Consider the following 15,914-nt stretch of genomic DNA (forward strand, 5'->3'; position numbering starts at 1 on the left):
GCTTTATGGCATCTGATAAAACCACGGTATTGATTGTTGAAGATGAGCCGGCCATCGTTGAACTGGTGACCTATTCGCTGCGCGAATCCGGCTGGAATTGCTGTTCCGTACAAAACGTTGCCGACGCCTGGGAATTCATCCAGCACCGCACGCCGCACCTGATACTGCTGGACTGGATGCTGCCGGACCAGACGGGCTTGCGCCTGCTGTCGCGCATCCGCGCCGACCGCAATTTCGCCGCCATCCCCGTCATCATGCTCACCGCCAAGAGCATGGAAGAAGACAAGCTGGCCGGCCTGAACAGCGGGGCCGACGATTACGTCACCAAGCCGTTCTCGCCGCGCGAGCTGCTGGCACGCGCCAAAGCGCTGTTGCGACGCAAGAGTCCGGAACACGCGCAGGCGCCCATGCGCGCCGGCAACGTGGCGCTGGACCCCGTCAGCTGCACCGTGATGATGGATGAACAGAAGATCGATATCGGCCATGCCGAATACAAGCTGCTGAAATTCCTGCTGGCCCATCCGGAGCGCGTGTTTTCGCGCAGCCAGCTGCTCGACAAGGTGTGGGGCGACCATGTGGTGATCGAGGAACGCACGGTCGATGTCCACGTATTGCGCTTGCGCAAAGCCTTGAAAGAGGCGGAAAGCCTGATCAAGACGGTGCGCAGCGTCGGCTACATGTTGTCTGAAAAATAAAGCCTGTCTCTTATGAATCCGAAATTGCTGTTCTGGGTACCGGCTGCCTTGCGCATGGTGCTGGCGCTGCTGGGCGTGGCCGTCGTCTGGTATCTGTTTGGCGCCACGTATGCGCTGGGCATCGCCTTCGTGCTGATGGCCATGATGGTGTTCGTGCAGCTGTCGTATCTGTTCCAGCTGAGTAACTGGCTGGACAATCCGCAAAGCGCCAAGCTGCCCGACGGCTGGGGCGCCTGGACCAGCATCTTCGCGCGCCTGTACCGCATGCGCCGCGATGACGAGAAAAACCAGGCCGAGCTGACGGAATGGCTGGCGCGTTTCCGCCAGGCCATGCACCTGCTGCCGGACGGCGTCGTCATCATGGATGACGTGCTGTTCCTCGAATGGTGCAACCCGGCCGCCGAGAAGCATCTGGGTCTCACGCACGAGCGCGACAAGGGCATGCGCGTGACTAACCTGATCCGCAGTCCGGAGTTCATGGATTACATCATCCTGGGCCGCTACGACCAGCCGCTGACGATCACCTTCCGCAACCGCAAGCTGATCGTGCAAATCATTCCGTTTGAAAACCGCCGCCAGATCCTCGTCACGCACGATGTGACGGAGACGGAACGCATCGAAATGATGCGCCGCGACTTCATCGCCAACGCCTCGCACGAACTGCGCACGCCGCTGACGGTCATCGTCGGCTTCCTGGAAATCGCTTCCGCCGAGCTGGACCTCGATGCCACCACGCGCGCCGCCCACCTCAAGCTGATGACGGAGCAGGGCCACCGCATGCAGCATCTGATCGAGGACATGCTGACCCTGTCGCGCCTGGAGTCGGTCGACTACCCGCTGCGCCCCGAACCCGTGGATATCAAAAAGCTCATGCAGCAGGTCTTGCGCGACGCCAAAGGTTTGTCGGCCGGCAAGCACGAGATCAAGATGGAATGCAACGGTCCCGACGTGCTGGGCAGCTATGACGAGCTGTACAGCGCGTTCGGCAACCTGGCGTCGAACGCCGTGCGCTACACGCCGGCCGGCGGCAGCATCACCCTGCGCTGGCAGGATGGCCCGGCCGGACCGCAATTCATCGCGCAAGACACGGGCATCGGCATCAGCCAGGAACATATTTCGCGCCTGACCGAGCGTTTCTACCGTGTCGACAAGAGCCGTTCGCGCGAAACCCAGGGCACGGGCCTGGGCCTGGCCATCGTCAAGCACGTGCTGCTGCGCCACGGCGGCACGTTGGCCATCCAGTCCGTGGCCGACAAGGGCAGCAGCTTCATCGTCAGCATGCCGAAATCCGTCGTCACGCCGCTGCAGGGCGAATTGCTGGTCAAGTAGTCCGGTCAAGTAGTCCCGGGGAGGGGAGTTCCCTCCTTGTTCCTGCGGCGACTGGTGCAATGTTGGCATAAGTCGTTACAATCGTGCCATGACTTTAATTAACACTTCTTTTCGCCACGCCGGCGCGCAGCAACTGGCCCAGTCGCTGCAGGCTGCGCGCCAGAACACGCTTTCCCTGTTCGACTGTTATGTCAGTGCCGGGCTGGACGTGGTGGCGGGCCTGCCCCGCCATCCGCGCCTCAATCCACCGTTATGGCAGCTCGCGCATATCGCCTGGTTCGCCGAGTGGTTCATCCTGCGCGAAGCCGCTTCCAGCCATCCGGCCGACGCCATCTACAATTCCCTGCTGACACGTGGCGACGATATGTTCGACGCCAATATGCTGGAGCAGCGTGCGCGCTGGAAGCTGGAACTGCCCAGTCCGGGCGCCGTGAAAACGTATTGCCGCGAAGTGCTCGACCGGGTGCTCGATAAACTCTCGCGCGAACCCAACATCGACAGCGCCCTGGCGCCGTACCGGCTGGCGCTGGCGCAGGAAGACTTGTGTGGCGAGGAAATGCTGGCCGGCTTGCAATGGCTGGGCCTGGAAGCCCCCGAATCCCTTGCTGCCAGCCCGGCTATGCCGCCAGGCGCGGGCGAGATCGCCTTTCCAGGCGGCAGCATCGTACTGGGCTCGCCGCGCGGGGCCGGGTTTGCCTTCGACAATGAATCGCCGCCCCATGCCTGCTACGTGGCGCCGTTTTCCATCGATGCTTGCGCCGTATCGAACGCCCAGTTTGCCGATTTCGTCGCCGATGGCGGTTACCAGAACCGCCAGTTCTGGAGCGCGGCCGGCAGCGCCTGGCTGATGCGGCAGGAGCGCTCGTCGCCCTTGTACTGGCTGCGCGAAGCGACGCAGTGGCGCACCATGCGTTTCGGCCAGCGCACCACCTTGCCGCCGAATGAAGCCGTGCGCCACATCAATCTGTATGAAGCGCAAGCGTACTGCGCCTGGGCGGGGCGCCGCCTGGCGACGGAGGCGGAATGGGAGTATGCTGCGCTGTCCGGCCACCCGCGCTTTCACTGGGGCCAGGTATGGGAGTGGACGGCGACGCCGTTCGAGCCGTATCCGGGCTTTGTGCCCGCTGCCTGGCGCGAGTATTCGGCGCCGTATTTCATGCAGCACCAGGTGCTGCGCGGCGCGGCCTTCGCCACGCCGCTGCGCCTGCATTCGGCCCGCATGCGCGCCTTCCACGCGCCCGAACGGGGCGACATCTTTGCCGGCCTGCGCACCTGCGCCTGGTAGCGCACCGAGAACAGACATCATTTCAGGATACCTTTGAGTACAGATAACGCCCCGCAGTTCATTCCCAAACGCATCACGCCTACGCCGGAGCAGGTGGCCATCCAGACGGCGCAAAAGAAAGTGGTCTTGATCGACGCCAATGCCGGCGCCGCCAAGACGACGACCCTGGCCCTGCGCCTGGCCGAGGCCTTGCACCGGGGCCGCGCGCCCGAGCGCATGCTGGCCCTCGTCTTCACGGAAGCGGCGCGCGTGGCCCTGCGCCAGCGCCTGCTGGAAGTGGGCGTGCCGCTCGGCGTCGTCAAACGCCTCGTCATCGATACCTTCGACGCGTTTGCCGCCAAGGTACTGCTGCAGCTGGAAAACATGCAGGTGGCATTCATGCGCAGCGATGAAGAGCTGCGCCCCGTGGCGTGGGAAGCACTGGAAGTGGTCTCCGAGAAATACGCTCACCGCTATCCGCTGGAAATCAATACGACCAACGGGGCCATCGCCGAATTCCTGAAACTGCAATTGCGCACCAAGGCGCGCCTGGATTTTCAAAATCCTGACTTCGAGAGCAATTCCCTCGATGACAACTTGGAGCTGCTGGGCATGTCGCGCACGCATTATCTGTGGCTGCGCGAATACGAAGCCTTGCGCGGCGCCGACACGGGCGATATCCAGTTCCGCGCCCCGTTCGACGCCACCTATGACCTGGTGCGCATGCTCGACGGCGACGAACCGCTGCGCCAGCAATTGCCGGCCTTCCAGATCATCGTGGCCGATGAATTGCACGATTTGAACGAAGCGTCGTTCCGCCTGCTGACCATGCTGATACGCCGCGGCAACGCGTTTTTCTGCGGCGCCGGCGACAAGGATCAAGTGATTTACACGTGGTCGGGCGCCGATCACCGCTTTTTGCGCCAGCGCTTCGAACAGGAATTTCCCGCCTTGCAGCGCCTGCCGCTGACGGCATCCTACCGCTACGGCCCGCAGCTGGCACAGGCCGTGGGCGTGTTGAAAAACAAGGCCAGCGTGTCGGCCCTGTCGCGCGCCACCCATATCGATGTGCTCGAGTACGACCATACGCAGCCGCAAGCGTGCAGCGCCCAGCTGATCGCTGCGCTCGAACACGCGCATGCGGGCACCACGGCCATTTTGCTGCGCGACCGCGACCAGGCCATCCGCGTGGAAACGGCCTTGTTCCAGAGCGGCATCGCGTATGGCCTGGTGGACATGAACAGCTATTTGCTGAGCCTGGAAGTGCTGATGCTGCGCGGCATGGTCGCCATCGCCCGCAAGGATTTACATGCGATCAAGAGCGGCCCGCGCCGTGGCGAAATCCTCGAAGCGCTGGTGGCCTTCGCGGAAATCCCGTTTACGCGCGGTGAGCTCCAGCAAGCCAAGGCCGACGTGGCCAATTACCCGGACTTGCTGGAAGGCTTTTTGACGAATCAGCTGGCCAAATCGCACAACCAGGACAAGGCGGCGCTGACCCTGGCCGCCGTCGATTACCTGCGCGCCTTGCCTGCGGACGCCTTGGCGGGCGACGCCCTGCAGCACATCTTTGGCCTGATGCAGCTGGAACAGACGGCGCGCCGCATCTATGTCGACCCGGCCCAGGCGCGGGTCGTCGCCCGTTCCCTGCACGGTTTCATTGCCGTGTGCCGCGAAGCGGGCGTGGCGCTCGGCGGCTTTGCTGGCTGGCTGGGCGAGATGGAAGAAGCCGTGACGGTCTCGACCGGCAAGGCCAAACTGGTGATCGCCTGCATCGACCAGATCAAGGGCCTCGAATACAACCATGTCATCTTGCCCTACCTTGCCGTCGATGAATTCCCGCGCAGCAAGACCGACCCGCTGGAAGAGGAAAACCGTTTCTATGTCGCCGCCACGCGCGCACGCGACAGGCTGACCTTGCTGACGCCGGAGGACCCCGCTTACCGGAGCCGCTACATCGCCGCGCTGCAGCTCAAACAGAAGATTGTTGCGCCAAAGTCATAAATCTTTTGCCGTGCGACTGCTTTTTGCGAAAGACGAAAGCGGGCATACTTTGTTGGTGTGATTGATTGCAATCTGAACCAACAAAGGAGTAATGATGCGAGTATTTTTGACAGGCGCGGCAGGTTTCATCGGCAGTTCCATCGCGGCGGGCCTCGTGCGCACCGGCCATCAGGTCACGGGCCTGGTGCGCAAGCCGGAACAGGTGGCCGAGCTGGCTGCCATCGGCGTACAAGGCATCGTCGGCACGCTCAATGATCGCGAACTGCTCATCGAGCAGGCGCAGGCGGCCGATGCCGTCATCAACGCGGCCAGCAGCGACCACCGGGCCGCCGTCGAAGCCATCATTGAAGCGCTGGCTGGCACGAACAAGCCGTTCCTGCACACCAGCGGCTCGTCCATCGTGGGCGACGCGTCGGGCGGCGAGGGCACGGAACACATCTATTACGAAGACAAGCTGCCGGCCCCCACGGCCGACAAGGCGGCCCGGGTCGCCATCGACGACCTTGTACTGGCCAGTGCAAACAAGGGCGTACGCGCCAGCGTGCTGTGCAACACCCTGATCTACGGCCCTGGCGCCTTGCCGCGCGACAGCGTGCAGCTGCCCCGTTTGCTGAAACAGGCGCGCAAGAGTGGCATCGTGCGCCACGTGGGGCCGGGCCGCAATAGTTGGTCGAACGTGCATATCGACGACGTCGTCAGCCTGTATTTGCTGGCGCTGGAAAAGTCGCCCGCTGGAACGTTTTACTTTGTCGAGTCGGGCGAGGCGGCCTTCCGCGACATGACGGCGGCCATCGCCCAGGCTTTGGACCTGGGTCCTGCGCAGGACTGGCCGCTGCCCGAGGCGATTGCCGAATGGGGTTACGAGATGGCGTCTTACGGCCTCGGTTCCAACAGCCGCGTGCGCGGCGCACGGGCGCGCACCCTGCTGGGCTGGCAGCCGCAGGGGCCATCGGTGCTGGAGTGGATCGGGAGCGACATGCTCAAGCCGCCGCACGCCATCGCCGCTTGATGCCGCTCAGCAAAAGCGCATCTGTGTGCGCTAGCGAACGGTGCAATGTGGCGATCAGGAGTATGATGGCTTTGCTTGGTTGAGACGCACTGCCGTGAAGTTGGCGGCATGTTCGATCTTCCAGCAGGTCAGCCGGTCGCCTCAAGGATCGGCACCAGATTCTTGCCGCCGGCGCGTTCGCGCTCTGCGGCTGTGCACTGCAACTCCAGGTCGTGGTGTGTACTGCGAACCCCTTCAAGGCCGGCCCTAGCCGGTCTTTTTTTGCCTGGCGTTTTCGCCGCCGCGCCATTCACCGTCACCTGTCCGCCATTCGCCGAAACGGTGTTTTCCCCTCGCCGAAATCCGCGTATCTTTACGATCAACCAACTTCAAGGGGTGACCGTGAAACCTGAACCAGCCTATTGCCGCCGTACCCAGCTGCTGTGGGGCGTGCTGCTGATCGCCATCGGCGCCGTCATCCTGCTGGACCGGCTCGATGTGATCTATCTCCACGATTACTATGCTCTATGGCATTATTGGCCGCTGATACTGGTCGTCTTCGGCCTCAACAAGCTGCTCACGCCCGTGTCCGCCAAGCAGGTACTGAGCGGCCTGTGGCTGATCTTTTTTGCTGCCTGGTGGTATGTCTCGTATGAAGAACTGTGGAATTTGAATTTCTACAATAGCTGGCCAGCCTTGCTGATCGCCTGGGGCGTGGGCCTCGTGCTGGAACCGCTGCTGAACAAACATTTTATTGCCTACCGGGAGTCCGAGCATGAAAAATAAACCGCCGCTGCACTCGCCATCGCAGATCGTGCTGGGCGTCATCGTCATCGGCCTGGGGCTGTTGTTCCTGCTCGATAACCTCGGTTTTATTAATGTGCGCTACACCTTTCGCTTCTGGCCCACGGCGCTAATCGTGTTTGGCCTGCTGAAACTGTCGCAAAGCCGCAGCGCGAACGGCTATTTGTTGGGTGGCATGCTGGTGCTGCTGGGCGTGGTCTGGACCCTCAAGCACATGGGCATCTTTTACATGAACTGGGACTTGCTGTGGCCCTTGCTGATTATCGGCCTGGGCGTGGCCGTGGTGTCGAAGTCCTTGCCCGGCGCACAGCAGCGGCAGCGGCGCCGGCGCTTTGCCGCGCAGCAAGACAGCACGGCAGCGCCTGACGCATTTGGCCAGGCCAGGAATGGCGCCGTGTCGCTCGACAAGGACGCCGCCGATACCACTGCAGCGCCCGGCGCCAGCGGCCAGGCGGACGACGACAGCATCATCGAAGTGACGGCCATCCTCGGCGGCTATGTGCGGCGCGTGTCGTCGCAGCGCTTCAGGGGCGGCGATATCAACGTCATCATGGCGGGCTGCGAAATCGACTTGCGCCAGGCATCGATCGACGGCGAAGCCGTGCTCAACGTGTTCGCCTTGTGTGGCGGCGTCACCATCAAGATTCCGCCCGACTGGAGCGTCGTGCTGCAGGGCACGCCCATCCTCGGGGGCTTCGAAGAAAAGACCATCGTGCCGCCGAACCAGAACAAGCGTTTGTACGTGACGGGCTACGCCATCATGGGCGGCCTGGAAATCCGCAACTAGGCGCGCATGCCCGGGCCCTTGTCGAAGCGGCGCGGTGCCGTGGTGGTGTTCCTGGTGTGCATTGCGCTGGGCCTGGCGCTGGCGTTCATCCTGGCCAGGGTGGCCCATGCGCCCTGGCTCAATGCGACCCTGCTGGTGGTGCCCGCCACGCTCGTGTATGCGATCGGCTCGGGGTTTTCCGCGTTTTACCTGTGCCGCGCCTACCCCTTGCACGTCCGCCATCCGCTCGCCATCGCCGGCGTGATGAGCGTGGCGGCCCTGTTCGCGGGCTTGCTGTGGGCGACCCTGCTGCAATTTTTGAACAGTGTCAGCCTGTTGCCGGACGTACGCTGGCTGGGAGTGAACCTGACGCAGTCGATGCTGGCCCTGTTCTTCGGCCTGGGCGCGCTGCTGTATTGCCTGGCCGCCGCCGTGCATTATCTGTTGCTGGAATTCGTGCGCGCCAGGATGGCCGAACAGCGGGGCCTGGAAGCGCAGCTGATGGCGCAGGAAGCGCAATTGCGCATGCTGCGCACGCAGATCGATCCGCATTTCCTGTTCAACAGCCTGAACTCGATCAGCGCCCTGACGTCCATCAATGCGGCGGGGGCGCGCCAGATGACGGTGCAGCTGGCCAGTTTCTTTCGCCAGAGCCTGAGCCTGGAAGCGCACAAGCACATTACCGTGGAACAGGAACTGGTGTTGATCCGCCACTTTCTCGCCATCGAGCAAGTGCGTTTCGGCGCACGCCTGCAAGTGGCGGAAGCCATCGACACCGGCGCGCTGGCGTGCCTGTTGCCGCCCATGCTGATACAGCCGCTGGTGGAAAATGCCGTCAAGCACGGCATCTGCGGCTTGACGGAGGGTGGCCTGATCGCCATCGAGGTGCGGCGCGTGGGCAGCCTGTTGCAGATCGCCGTGCGCAACCCGGTCGATGCGGATCAAGGGCCAGCTCGCGGCAATGGCGTAGGGCTGGAGAACGTGCGCCAGCGCCTGGCGGGCGCGTATGGCCACGAGGCCAGCGTGCACTGGGGCCGGCGCGACGGCCATTTCGAAGTGATGATTTCCATGCCGGCGCAGACCGGCGACACGGAGGAAGCATGATGCAGGCAAGAATGCGGGTGGCCATCGTCGACGATGAATTGCTGGCGCGCAGCGTGTTGCGCGAATACCTGGCGCGCCATGATGATATCGACATCGTGACCGAATGCGCCAACGGTTTTGACGCCGTCAAGGCCATCGCGGAACTGGAGCCGGAACTGGTCTTCCTCGACATCCAGATGCCGCGCCTGGACGGCTTTGAAGTGGCCGAATTGATCGGCGCGAAGACAAAGCTGATCTTTGTCACCGCCTACGACCAGTACGCCCTGAAGGCGTTCGAATGCCATGCCCTGGACTACCTGTTGAAACCATTCAGCGAACAGCGCTTCGACCAGGCGCTGGCCCATGCGCGCGCCAGCCGCGGCACGCCCGAGGCTGTGCAAACGCTGGCGCGCGAGGCGGCCACGCGTGCCGCACCTTTGGCCCGCGTGCTGATACGCGATGGCGCCAAGGTCCACGTGATCGCCAGCGCGCGCATCGACTACATCGAGGCGCAGGACGATTACATCAGCATCCGTTCCGAGGGCAAATCTTACCTGAAAAGCCAGCGACTGTCGGAGCTGGAGACCCAGCTCGATCCCGCCAAGTTCCTGCGCGTGCACAGGTCGTATCTGCTCAATATCGATGGCATCCGCCGCATCGAGGCGGCTACCAAAGACAGCCACGTGGCCATCTTGCGCGATGACACGCGGATCCCCGTGAGCAAGGCGGGCTACCAGAAGCTCAAATTACTGGTTGGCTAGCTGGCCAGCTGCACATCCCACCACGTCGGCAAGAGCTGGCGGATTTCCGGCCGTGAAAAACGGTCGTCGATCAGATACACGACGCCCTTGTCCGACTGCGTGCGGATGACCCTGCCTGCCGCCTGCACCACCTTTTGCATGCCCGGATACAGATACGTGTAGTCGTAGCCGGCGCCGAAGATGTCGCCCATGCGCTGGCGGATCTGCTCGTTGACGGGATTGATCTGCGGCAAACCGAGGGTGGCGATGAAGGCGCCGATCAGGCGCGCGCCGGGCAAGTCGATGCCTTCGCCAAACGCGCCACCGAGCACGGCAAAGCCGATACCGCGCGTGTCCAGGCCGAAACGGCCCAGGAATTGCGCGCGGGCAGCGTCATCCATGCGGCGCGGCTGCTGCCAGAGGGGAACGTCCGGGTAATGCTGGGCAAACAGCGTGGCCGTCTTTTCCATGTAATCAAAGCTGCTGAAGAAAGCCAGATAATTGCCCGGCGTTTCTGCGTACTGGCGCGCCATCAGCTGGGCGATGGGCAGCAAGGACGCGGCGCGGTGCTGGTAGCGCGTGGAAATGCTGTCGGCTACGCGCACGGATAATTGCTCCGCCTGGAACGGCGATTCCACGTCGACCCAGGCCGTGTCGGCCGGCATGCCCAGGGTGTCGCTGTAGTAATTCCACGGACTCAGGGTGGCGGAAAACAGGGCCGTGCTGTGGCTGGCCGCGAAGCGTTCCTTGAGAAACGGGGCAGGGACGATATTGCGGATGCACACAGTGCTACCCGTGTCAGTCTTGCTGACGTCGAACAGCGAATGCGCGCCAAAGCTCTCTGCCAGGCGGTTGATCAGCAGCACGTCGAAATAAAAGCGCTGCAAGTCTTCGTCGAGCGCCGCCGCATGCTCGGCCGCGTAATCGCCGATGGCCGTGGCCACCCCTTGCAGGGCGCCAAAGAATTTCTCGGGCAAGGCGGGATGCACGTGATAGTCGCCATCCTGTTCTTTTAATAAAGCCGTCCACTGGCGCGAGAGGCGGTCCAGCGGCTTTTTCAGCCCTTCGGGCGCAAACTTGCGCAGCAGCTTCAGATTGATCTGTTCCAGCTCGGCCGAATACATGCTGCGCGCGCGCGACACCATATTGTGCGCCTCGTCGACCAGCACGTTGACTTTCCAGTCGTGGGCCAGGGTCATGCCGTACAGCATGGCGCTGAGGTCGAAGTAATAATTGTAGTCGCCGATGACGACGTCGCTCCAGCGCGCCAATTCCATGCCCAGATAATAGGGGCAAATACCTTGCTGCAAGGCGATGGCGCGCACGGCTTCCTTGTCCAAAATTAAACCGCTGGTTAGCGCCACCTCGCGCGCCAGCGGCAAGCGGTCGTAAAAACCCTTGGCCAGCGGGCATGATTCGCCGTGACAGGTTTTGTCAGGATGTTCGCAGGCGCTGCTCTTGGCGCTCAGTTCCAGCACGCGCAGGGGCAGCAGCGGCGCGCTATCCTTGAGGATGGCGCAGGCGTCGAGCGCCATTTGCCGCCCCGGCACCTTGGCGGCCAGGAAAAACAGTTTATCGAGGCCATGCGCGGCTGTCGCTTTCAACATGGGAAACAGGCTGCCCACCGTCTTGCCGATGCCCGTGGGCGCCTGCGCCAGCAAGCCGCAGCCACGGCTGCTGGCCTTGTACATGGCTTCTGCCAGCTGGCGCTGGCCCGGACGAAAGTCCGCATGGGGAAAGGCCATGCTGGTGAGCTGCGCGTCGCGGCTGGCGCGGTGCGCCATTTCCTGCTCGGCCCAGTCGAGGAAGAGGGCGCAATGCTGCTCGAAGAACAGACGCAGCGCCTCGGCCGTGCATTCCTCGTGCATCACGGTTTCTTTCTGGCTCACGATGTCGAAGTACACAAGCGCCACGCGCAGCATGGGCAGGTTCAGTTGCCGGCACAGCAAATGGCCATAGATGCGCGCCTGCGCCCAGTGCAGCTGGCGGTGGTTGGCTGGCATGGCGGCCAGGTCGCCCCGGTAGGTCTTGATTTCTTCCAGCTGGCGCCGCGCCGGATCGTAGCCATCGGCGCGGCCGCGTACATGCAGGGGACCAAAGTCGCCAGACAGGCTGATTTCGCGCTGGTAATTGTCGTCGCGCCGGCTCGTGACGGTGGCGTGGCCGGCCATGCCTTCCTGCGCCGTGGGGGACGGCGTGAAGCGCAAGTCCAGGTCGCCCACCTTGGCCGTGAATTCGCACAGGGCGCGCACGGCGATGGTGTAAGTGTTGCGGCTCATGCTGCCGCCTGCCACTGCAGGTAGCACACACTGACGGGCATGGCGTGCTCGGCGCAATACGCGATCCAGCGCAGCTGGTTGTCTTGCAGGCGGTCGCCCGGGCCCTTGACTTCGATCATGCGGTAGCGCTGCTCGGCCGGCCAGAACTGGATCAGGTCGGGAAAGCCGCTGCGGTTGCTTTTGATGTCGAGCAAGATGCGCTCGAACGCCTTCTTCAGGTGGGTGGCCGGGATGCAGGCCAGCGCCAGGTCCAGCAAGCCATCGTCCAGCACCTCCCAGCTGACGAAGGGCGAGACGATGCCATGCTTGGCGGCAAGCGTGGCGCGTATCGTCGCGTGATATGTGCCGTCGTCCAGCTGGGCCAGGCAGGCGGCGAAGTCCAGGCTGCGGCGCTGGTGAAAATCGGCGCTGTGCAAGTCGGCCGGGCCACGGTGAAACGGGTGGAAAAAGGCGCCGGGCATGGCTTTGAAGATGGCTGGCCAGCACAGCAGGCCGAACAGCGAGTTGATCAGGGTGTTTTCCACGTAATACACGGGCGCGTCGTCCTGCATCAAATGCTGCTGCACCACCCCTTCCACGTAGCACGCTTCGCCTGTATACGGCAGCAGCAGGTCGATGCGCTCGACGCTGGCCGCCGCGTTGGCCGCCTGTTTCGCATGGCCCAGCTTGCGCCGCAAACGGGGTGCCATGCGCAGCAGCAATTGATGTTCCGCTTCGCTTTCCGGCGCGGCCAGGGCGATCATCAGGCGTTCGTAGGCCGCTTGCGGCTGCTCATCTTTTTCCAGCACGCGGATGGCGCGCCCCCGCGCGCCCGGATAGCGGCAATCGGCGTAGGCGCGGTAAGCGGCGGGCCAGTCCTGGCATTTCTCCAGGTGCTGGGCGATCTGGAAGCGCAGCTTGTCGCGCCGGCTGGCCAGCCAGGTATTGTCCTCGGACAAGGGCAACGCGGCCAGTTCCTGCAGCACATCGTCTGCCGGCGCGCTGTCGTTGTAGCGTTCGCGGCACTGGTGCAGCACTTCATAGTGCTCGATATCCTGGCGCGTGCGAAAACCGCGCGATTGCGGCGAGAATTCCACCTTTTCGTATTGGTACACACCGAGGTCGGACAGCACGAATTCCGACCAGTCCTGGTGATAGTTGCCAAAGTAAATCAGGCGCAGGCGGTCGCACAGCGCTTGCAGGCCGATACGGTACAGCACGTCGCCGGAGGCCGGATGCCAGGTGGAAAACGGTTTATTGTCCGCATGCTGCTCGCGCAAGGCTTCCAGCTGCTCGGCCTTGCGCGCCGCCTTCAGGGGCGCGGCGAGGCCGAAGGCCTGGGCGATTTCCCCTTTCAGCAGTTGCTCGAACAGCGCATCGATCGAGATGGCGGGATCGGCCTCGACCCAGCCCGTATCGAGCAAGGGCAGGGCGGCGGCGCGCGTGTCGCCGATTTCCGGGTAATTGAGCTTGCTGGCGCGAAATAGGCAGCCTTTGCGCATGACGAGGCGCACGAACAGCGCGCGCGACGGCTGCGGCAATGCGCCGAATGCGGCGATGAACTGCGTTTCCTCAAGACTCAGCAGATCGGCGTAACGCGCGCTGATCCAGCTCAGCACGTCCTGGAAATTGTCCAGATAGTACAGGGGATTTTCCAGGACTCTCAGCATGGGGATGGTAATAGGGCAAGTGGCAAGGCGATGGTTTTTACTGTGTTTATATACAGTTTAAACCTTCCGCCGCCGCTTGCCCAGCGAATTATGTTCAGCCAGCCGTGCTGTAGGCGAAACAGCTGTCGAACTTTTCGTAGGGAATCAGGTCGGCGCGCAGGCCGGCCAGTTCTATATCGGTCAGCAAGCCCCGATGCGCCTCTTTTCTTCCTTTGGGCAGATTGATCTCGTAATCGACGATGTCCCTTGCCAGCAAAGTCTGCAACACTTCAGCTTGCCGCGCCGTCAGGTAGCGCGCATGCGTGCCCAGGGTGTTTGTCAGTTGCTCCCTGAATGCATCATCGCTGACCTCGTTGTAGGTATCCTGGTCCGCCATGCTGTTCAACAACATGTGAAACACGAAGTCGTGCAGGTTTTTCGCCAGGTACTGGGCTTCATTCTGGTCATGCCACAGCAGCACGATCGGTATCTCGCCGTCCTGCTCGCTGGAAGCGAAAAAACAGTAATGGTCGCCCGCGCCCGTTTGCGCGAACGGGATGAACTGCAAGGCGGGGTCGATCTGCCGATAATCGTCCGCGTCGCGCAAGGTGTCCGCTGCTTCGGCAACGGCCTCGATATTGAGCAATTCGAAATCATCGGCATGCAGCAGCAGGGTAGGTTTATCTTTTAATGTGGGATAGACCAGCTTGTACCAGTCGGGGCCATATTCGCCCACGGCCAGCATGCCGTCGCGCTCCAGCTGGCGGTACAGCGAAGGGTAAGTAAAGCCGTGTTGCTGTTCCATTTCTGACAGTGTCATGTTTGCCCTGTTAATCGTGAAATCGTGATTCATGTTGGCATGATAGCCGAGGCGGTGTCTGGCACGCTTCACGGCGGTAATGATGGGCATCATTCATAAACATTTAAGTTTGCTGGTGTGGCATGGTCACGTATGCTTGCCAGATTGAAATCCGCCAAACCCGCATGAAAAACATCATCCTGATTTCCGCCGCCTGTCTGCTGGCGCTGCTGTCGACCATCGGCGCCTCGCTGCCCTATCCGATCCTGCCGCCGCTGTTCGCCGCCGAGGCGCCGAATGCCTTCAACAATTTCCTCGGCTTGCCCTCCAAATTGCTGTTCGGCCTGGCGCTGACCATCAACCCGCTGGGCTTGCTGATCGGCTCGGCCTTGCTGGGGCCGCTGTCGGACCGCTATGGCCGCCGTCCCTTGCTGATGCGCACGGCCGTGGGCGCCGCCATCGGCCATGCGATTACGGCCTGGGCGCTGGTGATCCAGTCCTATCCGCTGTTTATTGTCGCCCGTTTCATCACGGGTTTGCTGGAGGGAAACGGTGCGGTAGCGCGCGCCATGCTGGCCGACCAGCTGACGGGACCGCTGCGCCTGCGCGCCATGTCGTGGCTGAATGGCGCGTTTTATCTGGGCTGGCTGGTGGGCCCGATCCTGGCGGGCGCGACCCTGCATTGGGGCGTGACGGTGCCGTTCTGGATCGCTGCCGCCGCCCTGATGCTCGTCGCCGTGCTGGTGGCCGTGGGCTTGCCGCGCGAAACGCCTTCGCTCTTGACGACGTCGTGGTGGCAAGTCGCGCGCGACCGCCATTCGCTGAACTTGCTGCGCCATGAGGAGCTGCGCACCCTGTTCATCGTGCAACTGGCGTTCACTTGCGGCGTGGCCAGTTTTTACGAGTTTTACCCGCTGTGGCTGGTCGAGACGGCCGCTTACCATGCACAGGAGATTGCCTGGGTGAATGTGGGTTTGTGCGGCACGATGACCATCACGTCCTTGCTGGCGGGCGGGCCCAGCCGCCATGCGCCCTTGCTGCGCGCCAGCTGGTATGCCTGCGGCGTGGCGCTGGCCGTCGGAATTTTGGCGCTGGGCAATATCTGGGTGGGCATCGCCGCCATCGTGCTGTTCGGCATACCGAATGCGCTGTACAACACGGTGATCCAGGGCTGGTGCGCCGAGCGCTTCAGCGCGCACGGGCAGGGTGCCGTGATGGGCTTGCTGGCCACCACCTTTTGCATTGCCAACATCGTTGTCGCCCTGAGCGGCTCCGTGCTGACCTTGATCGACACGCGCCTGATCCTCGTTGCGGGCGCCGTGTCCGCCGCCTGGGCCGCGTGGCGCATGGTGGCCTGGCGCCGGCAGCTGGACGGCGCCGTGGGCGCCAAGGCATGCGAGGATTTCTGCAGCTAGGAGTTGGCTATCTTTCGGCGGGTATTTTTGGGGGGGGATATCTGCTGGAGGGGGGCGGTGCGGGTACTGGATCGTGCCGGTGGATTCGTTGTAGGTCGGGTAGGTCGGATTAGCGCGCAAGCG

Annotated in this window: 13 protein-coding genes; 10 read left to right on the top strand and 3 right to left on the bottom strand. The window is 62.8% G+C overall.

The genetic code is table 11. The features are described 5' to 3' along the window. The first annotated feature begins 5 nt into the window (after positions 1-5). The 9 genes from C8C92_RS11055 (at position 6) to C8C92_RS11095 (ending at position 9,691) form a co-directional block, all read left to right on the top strand. The gene (locus tag C8C92_RS11055) at positions 6-695 is read left to right on the top strand and encodes a response regulator (RefSeq protein WP_034755074.1); all 690 of its coding nucleotides are present in this window, start codon (positions 6-8) and stop codon (positions 693-695) included. Between the two features lie 12 nt (positions 696-707). Continuing rightward, entirely contained in the window at positions 708-2,024 is a 1,317-nt protein-coding gene (gene phoR / locus C8C92_RS11060) for a phosphate regulon sensor histidine kinase PhoR (RefSeq protein ID WP_116743881.1), read from the top strand. An 88-nt stretch (positions 2,025-2,112) separates the two neighbouring features. Further along, positions 2,113-3,309 carry a selenoneine synthase SenA gene (gene senA / locus C8C92_RS11065; RefSeq protein WP_243420172.1) on the top strand — a complete coding sequence of 399 codons (1,197 nt, stop codon included), beginning with the start codon at positions 2,113-2,115 and terminating at the stop codon, positions 3,307-3,309. A gap of 33 nt (positions 3,310-3,342) precedes the next feature. Further along, on the top strand, positions 3,343-5,289 hold the full coding sequence (locus tag C8C92_RS11070) for an ATP-dependent helicase (protein ID WP_116743883.1): 1,947 nt from the start codon (positions 3,343-3,345) through the stop codon (positions 5,287-5,289). A 94-nt stretch (positions 5,290-5,383) separates the two neighbouring features. Continuing rightward, positions 5,384-6,298: an NAD-dependent epimerase/dehydratase family protein gene (locus C8C92_RS11075; RefSeq protein WP_116745924.1), complete on the top strand. Its 915-nt coding sequence runs from the start codon at positions 5,384-5,386 to the stop codon at positions 6,296-6,298. A gap of 381 nt (positions 6,299-6,679) precedes the next feature. Then, positions 6,680-7,063: a DUF5668 domain-containing protein gene (locus C8C92_RS11080; RefSeq protein WP_243420173.1), complete on the top strand. Its 384-nt coding sequence runs from the start codon at positions 6,680-6,682 to the stop codon at positions 7,061-7,063. Continuing rightward, positions 7,053-7,868 (top strand): DUF5668 domain-containing protein, encoded by an 816-nt coding sequence (locus C8C92_RS11085; RefSeq protein ID WP_116743887.1) that lies wholly within the window; start codon positions 7,053-7,055, stop codon positions 7,866-7,868. The genes C8C92_RS11080 and C8C92_RS11085 overlap by 11 nt, the downstream gene beginning before the upstream one ends. A gap of 6 nt (positions 7,869-7,874) precedes the next feature. Continuing rightward, positions 7,875-8,951 carry a histidine kinase gene (locus C8C92_RS11090; protein ID WP_116743889.1) on the top strand — a complete coding sequence of 359 codons (1,077 nt, stop codon included), beginning with the start codon at positions 7,875-7,877 and terminating at the stop codon, positions 8,949-8,951. A gap of 11 nt (positions 8,952-8,962) precedes the next feature. After that, positions 8,963-9,691 (top strand): LytTR family DNA-binding domain-containing protein, encoded by a 729-nt coding sequence (locus C8C92_RS11095; RefSeq protein ID WP_116743891.1) that lies wholly within the window; start codon positions 8,963-8,965, stop codon positions 9,689-9,691. On the opposite strand, the gene C8C92_RS11100 is transcribed toward C8C92_RS11095, so the two are convergent. From C8C92_RS11100 to C8C92_RS11110, 3 genes are all read right to left on the bottom strand, one after another. After that, positions 9,688-11,949: an ATP-dependent DNA helicase gene (locus C8C92_RS11100; RefSeq protein ID WP_116743893.1), complete on the bottom strand. Its 2,262-nt coding sequence runs from the start codon at positions 11,947-11,949 to the stop codon at positions 9,688-9,690. The two genes, C8C92_RS11095 and C8C92_RS11100, sit on opposite strands and share 4 nt — an antisense overlap. Then, a complete protein-coding gene (locus C8C92_RS11105; RefSeq protein ID WP_116743894.1) occupies positions 11,946-13,598 on the bottom strand; it encodes a VRR-NUC domain-containing protein in 1,653 nt (550 codons plus the stop codon). Before C8C92_RS11105 ends, C8C92_RS11100 begins: the two co-directional genes overlap by 4 nt. A 94-nt stretch (positions 13,599-13,692) precedes the next feature. Beyond that, on the bottom strand, positions 13,693-14,397 hold the full coding sequence (locus C8C92_RS11110; protein ID WP_116745925.1) for an SMI1/KNR4 family protein: 705 nt from the start codon (positions 14,395-14,397) through the stop codon (positions 13,693-13,695). 164 nt (positions 14,398-14,561) lie between these two features. Between C8C92_RS11110 and C8C92_RS11115 the strand changes: the two genes are divergently transcribed. Next, a complete protein-coding gene (locus C8C92_RS11115; protein WP_116743896.1) occupies positions 14,562-15,791 on the top strand; it encodes an MFS transporter in 1,230 nt (409 codons plus the stop codon). Positions 15,792-15,914: the final 123 nt, after the last annotated feature.

This window comes from Janthinobacterium sp. 78 (assembly GCF_003096775.1).
Taxonomy (GTDB): domain Bacteria; phylum Pseudomonadota; class Gammaproteobacteria; order Burkholderiales; family Burkholderiaceae_D; genus Janthinobacterium; species Janthinobacterium tructae.

Excerpts from the sequence above, each read along its gene's own strand:
- C8C92_RS11055 (WP_034755074.1), top strand. The coding sequence starts at position 6 with ATGGCATCTGATAAAACCACGGTATTGATTGTTGAAGATGAGCCGGCC.
- phoR (WP_116743881.1), top strand. The coding sequence starts at position 708 with ATGAATCCGAAATTGCTGTTCTGGGTACCGGCTGCCTTGCGCATGGTG.
- senA (WP_243420172.1), top strand. The coding sequence starts at position 2,113 with ATGACTTTAATTAACACTTCTTTTCGCCACGCCGGCGCGCAGCAACTG.
- C8C92_RS11075 (WP_116745924.1), top strand. The coding sequence starts at position 5,384 with ATGCGAGTATTTTTGACAGGCGCGGCAGGTTTCATCGGCAGTTCCATC.
- C8C92_RS11085 (WP_116743887.1), top strand. The coding sequence starts at position 7,053 with ATGAAAAATAAACCGCCGCTGCACTCGCCATCGCAGATCGTGCTGGGC.
- C8C92_RS11090 (WP_116743889.1), top strand. The coding sequence starts at position 7,875 with ATGCCCGGGCCCTTGTCGAAGCGGCGCGGTGCCGTGGTGGTGTTCCTG.
- C8C92_RS11095 (WP_116743891.1), top strand. The coding sequence starts at position 8,963 with ATGCGGGTGGCCATCGTCGACGATGAATTGCTGGCGCGCAGCGTGTTG.
- C8C92_RS11100 (WP_116743893.1), bottom strand. The coding sequence starts at position 11,949 with ATGAGCCGCAACACTTACACCATCGCCGTGCGCGCCCTGTGCGAATTC.
- C8C92_RS11105 (WP_116743894.1), bottom strand. The coding sequence starts at position 13,598 with ATGCTGAGAGTCCTGGAAAATCCCCTGTACTATCTGGACAATTTCCAG.
- C8C92_RS11110 (WP_116745925.1), bottom strand. The coding sequence starts at position 14,397 with ATGACACTGTCAGAAATGGAACAGCAACACGGCTTTACTTACCCTTCG.
- C8C92_RS11115 (WP_116743896.1), top strand. The coding sequence starts at position 14,562 with ATGAAAAACATCATCCTGATTTCCGCCGCCTGTCTGCTGGCGCTGCTG.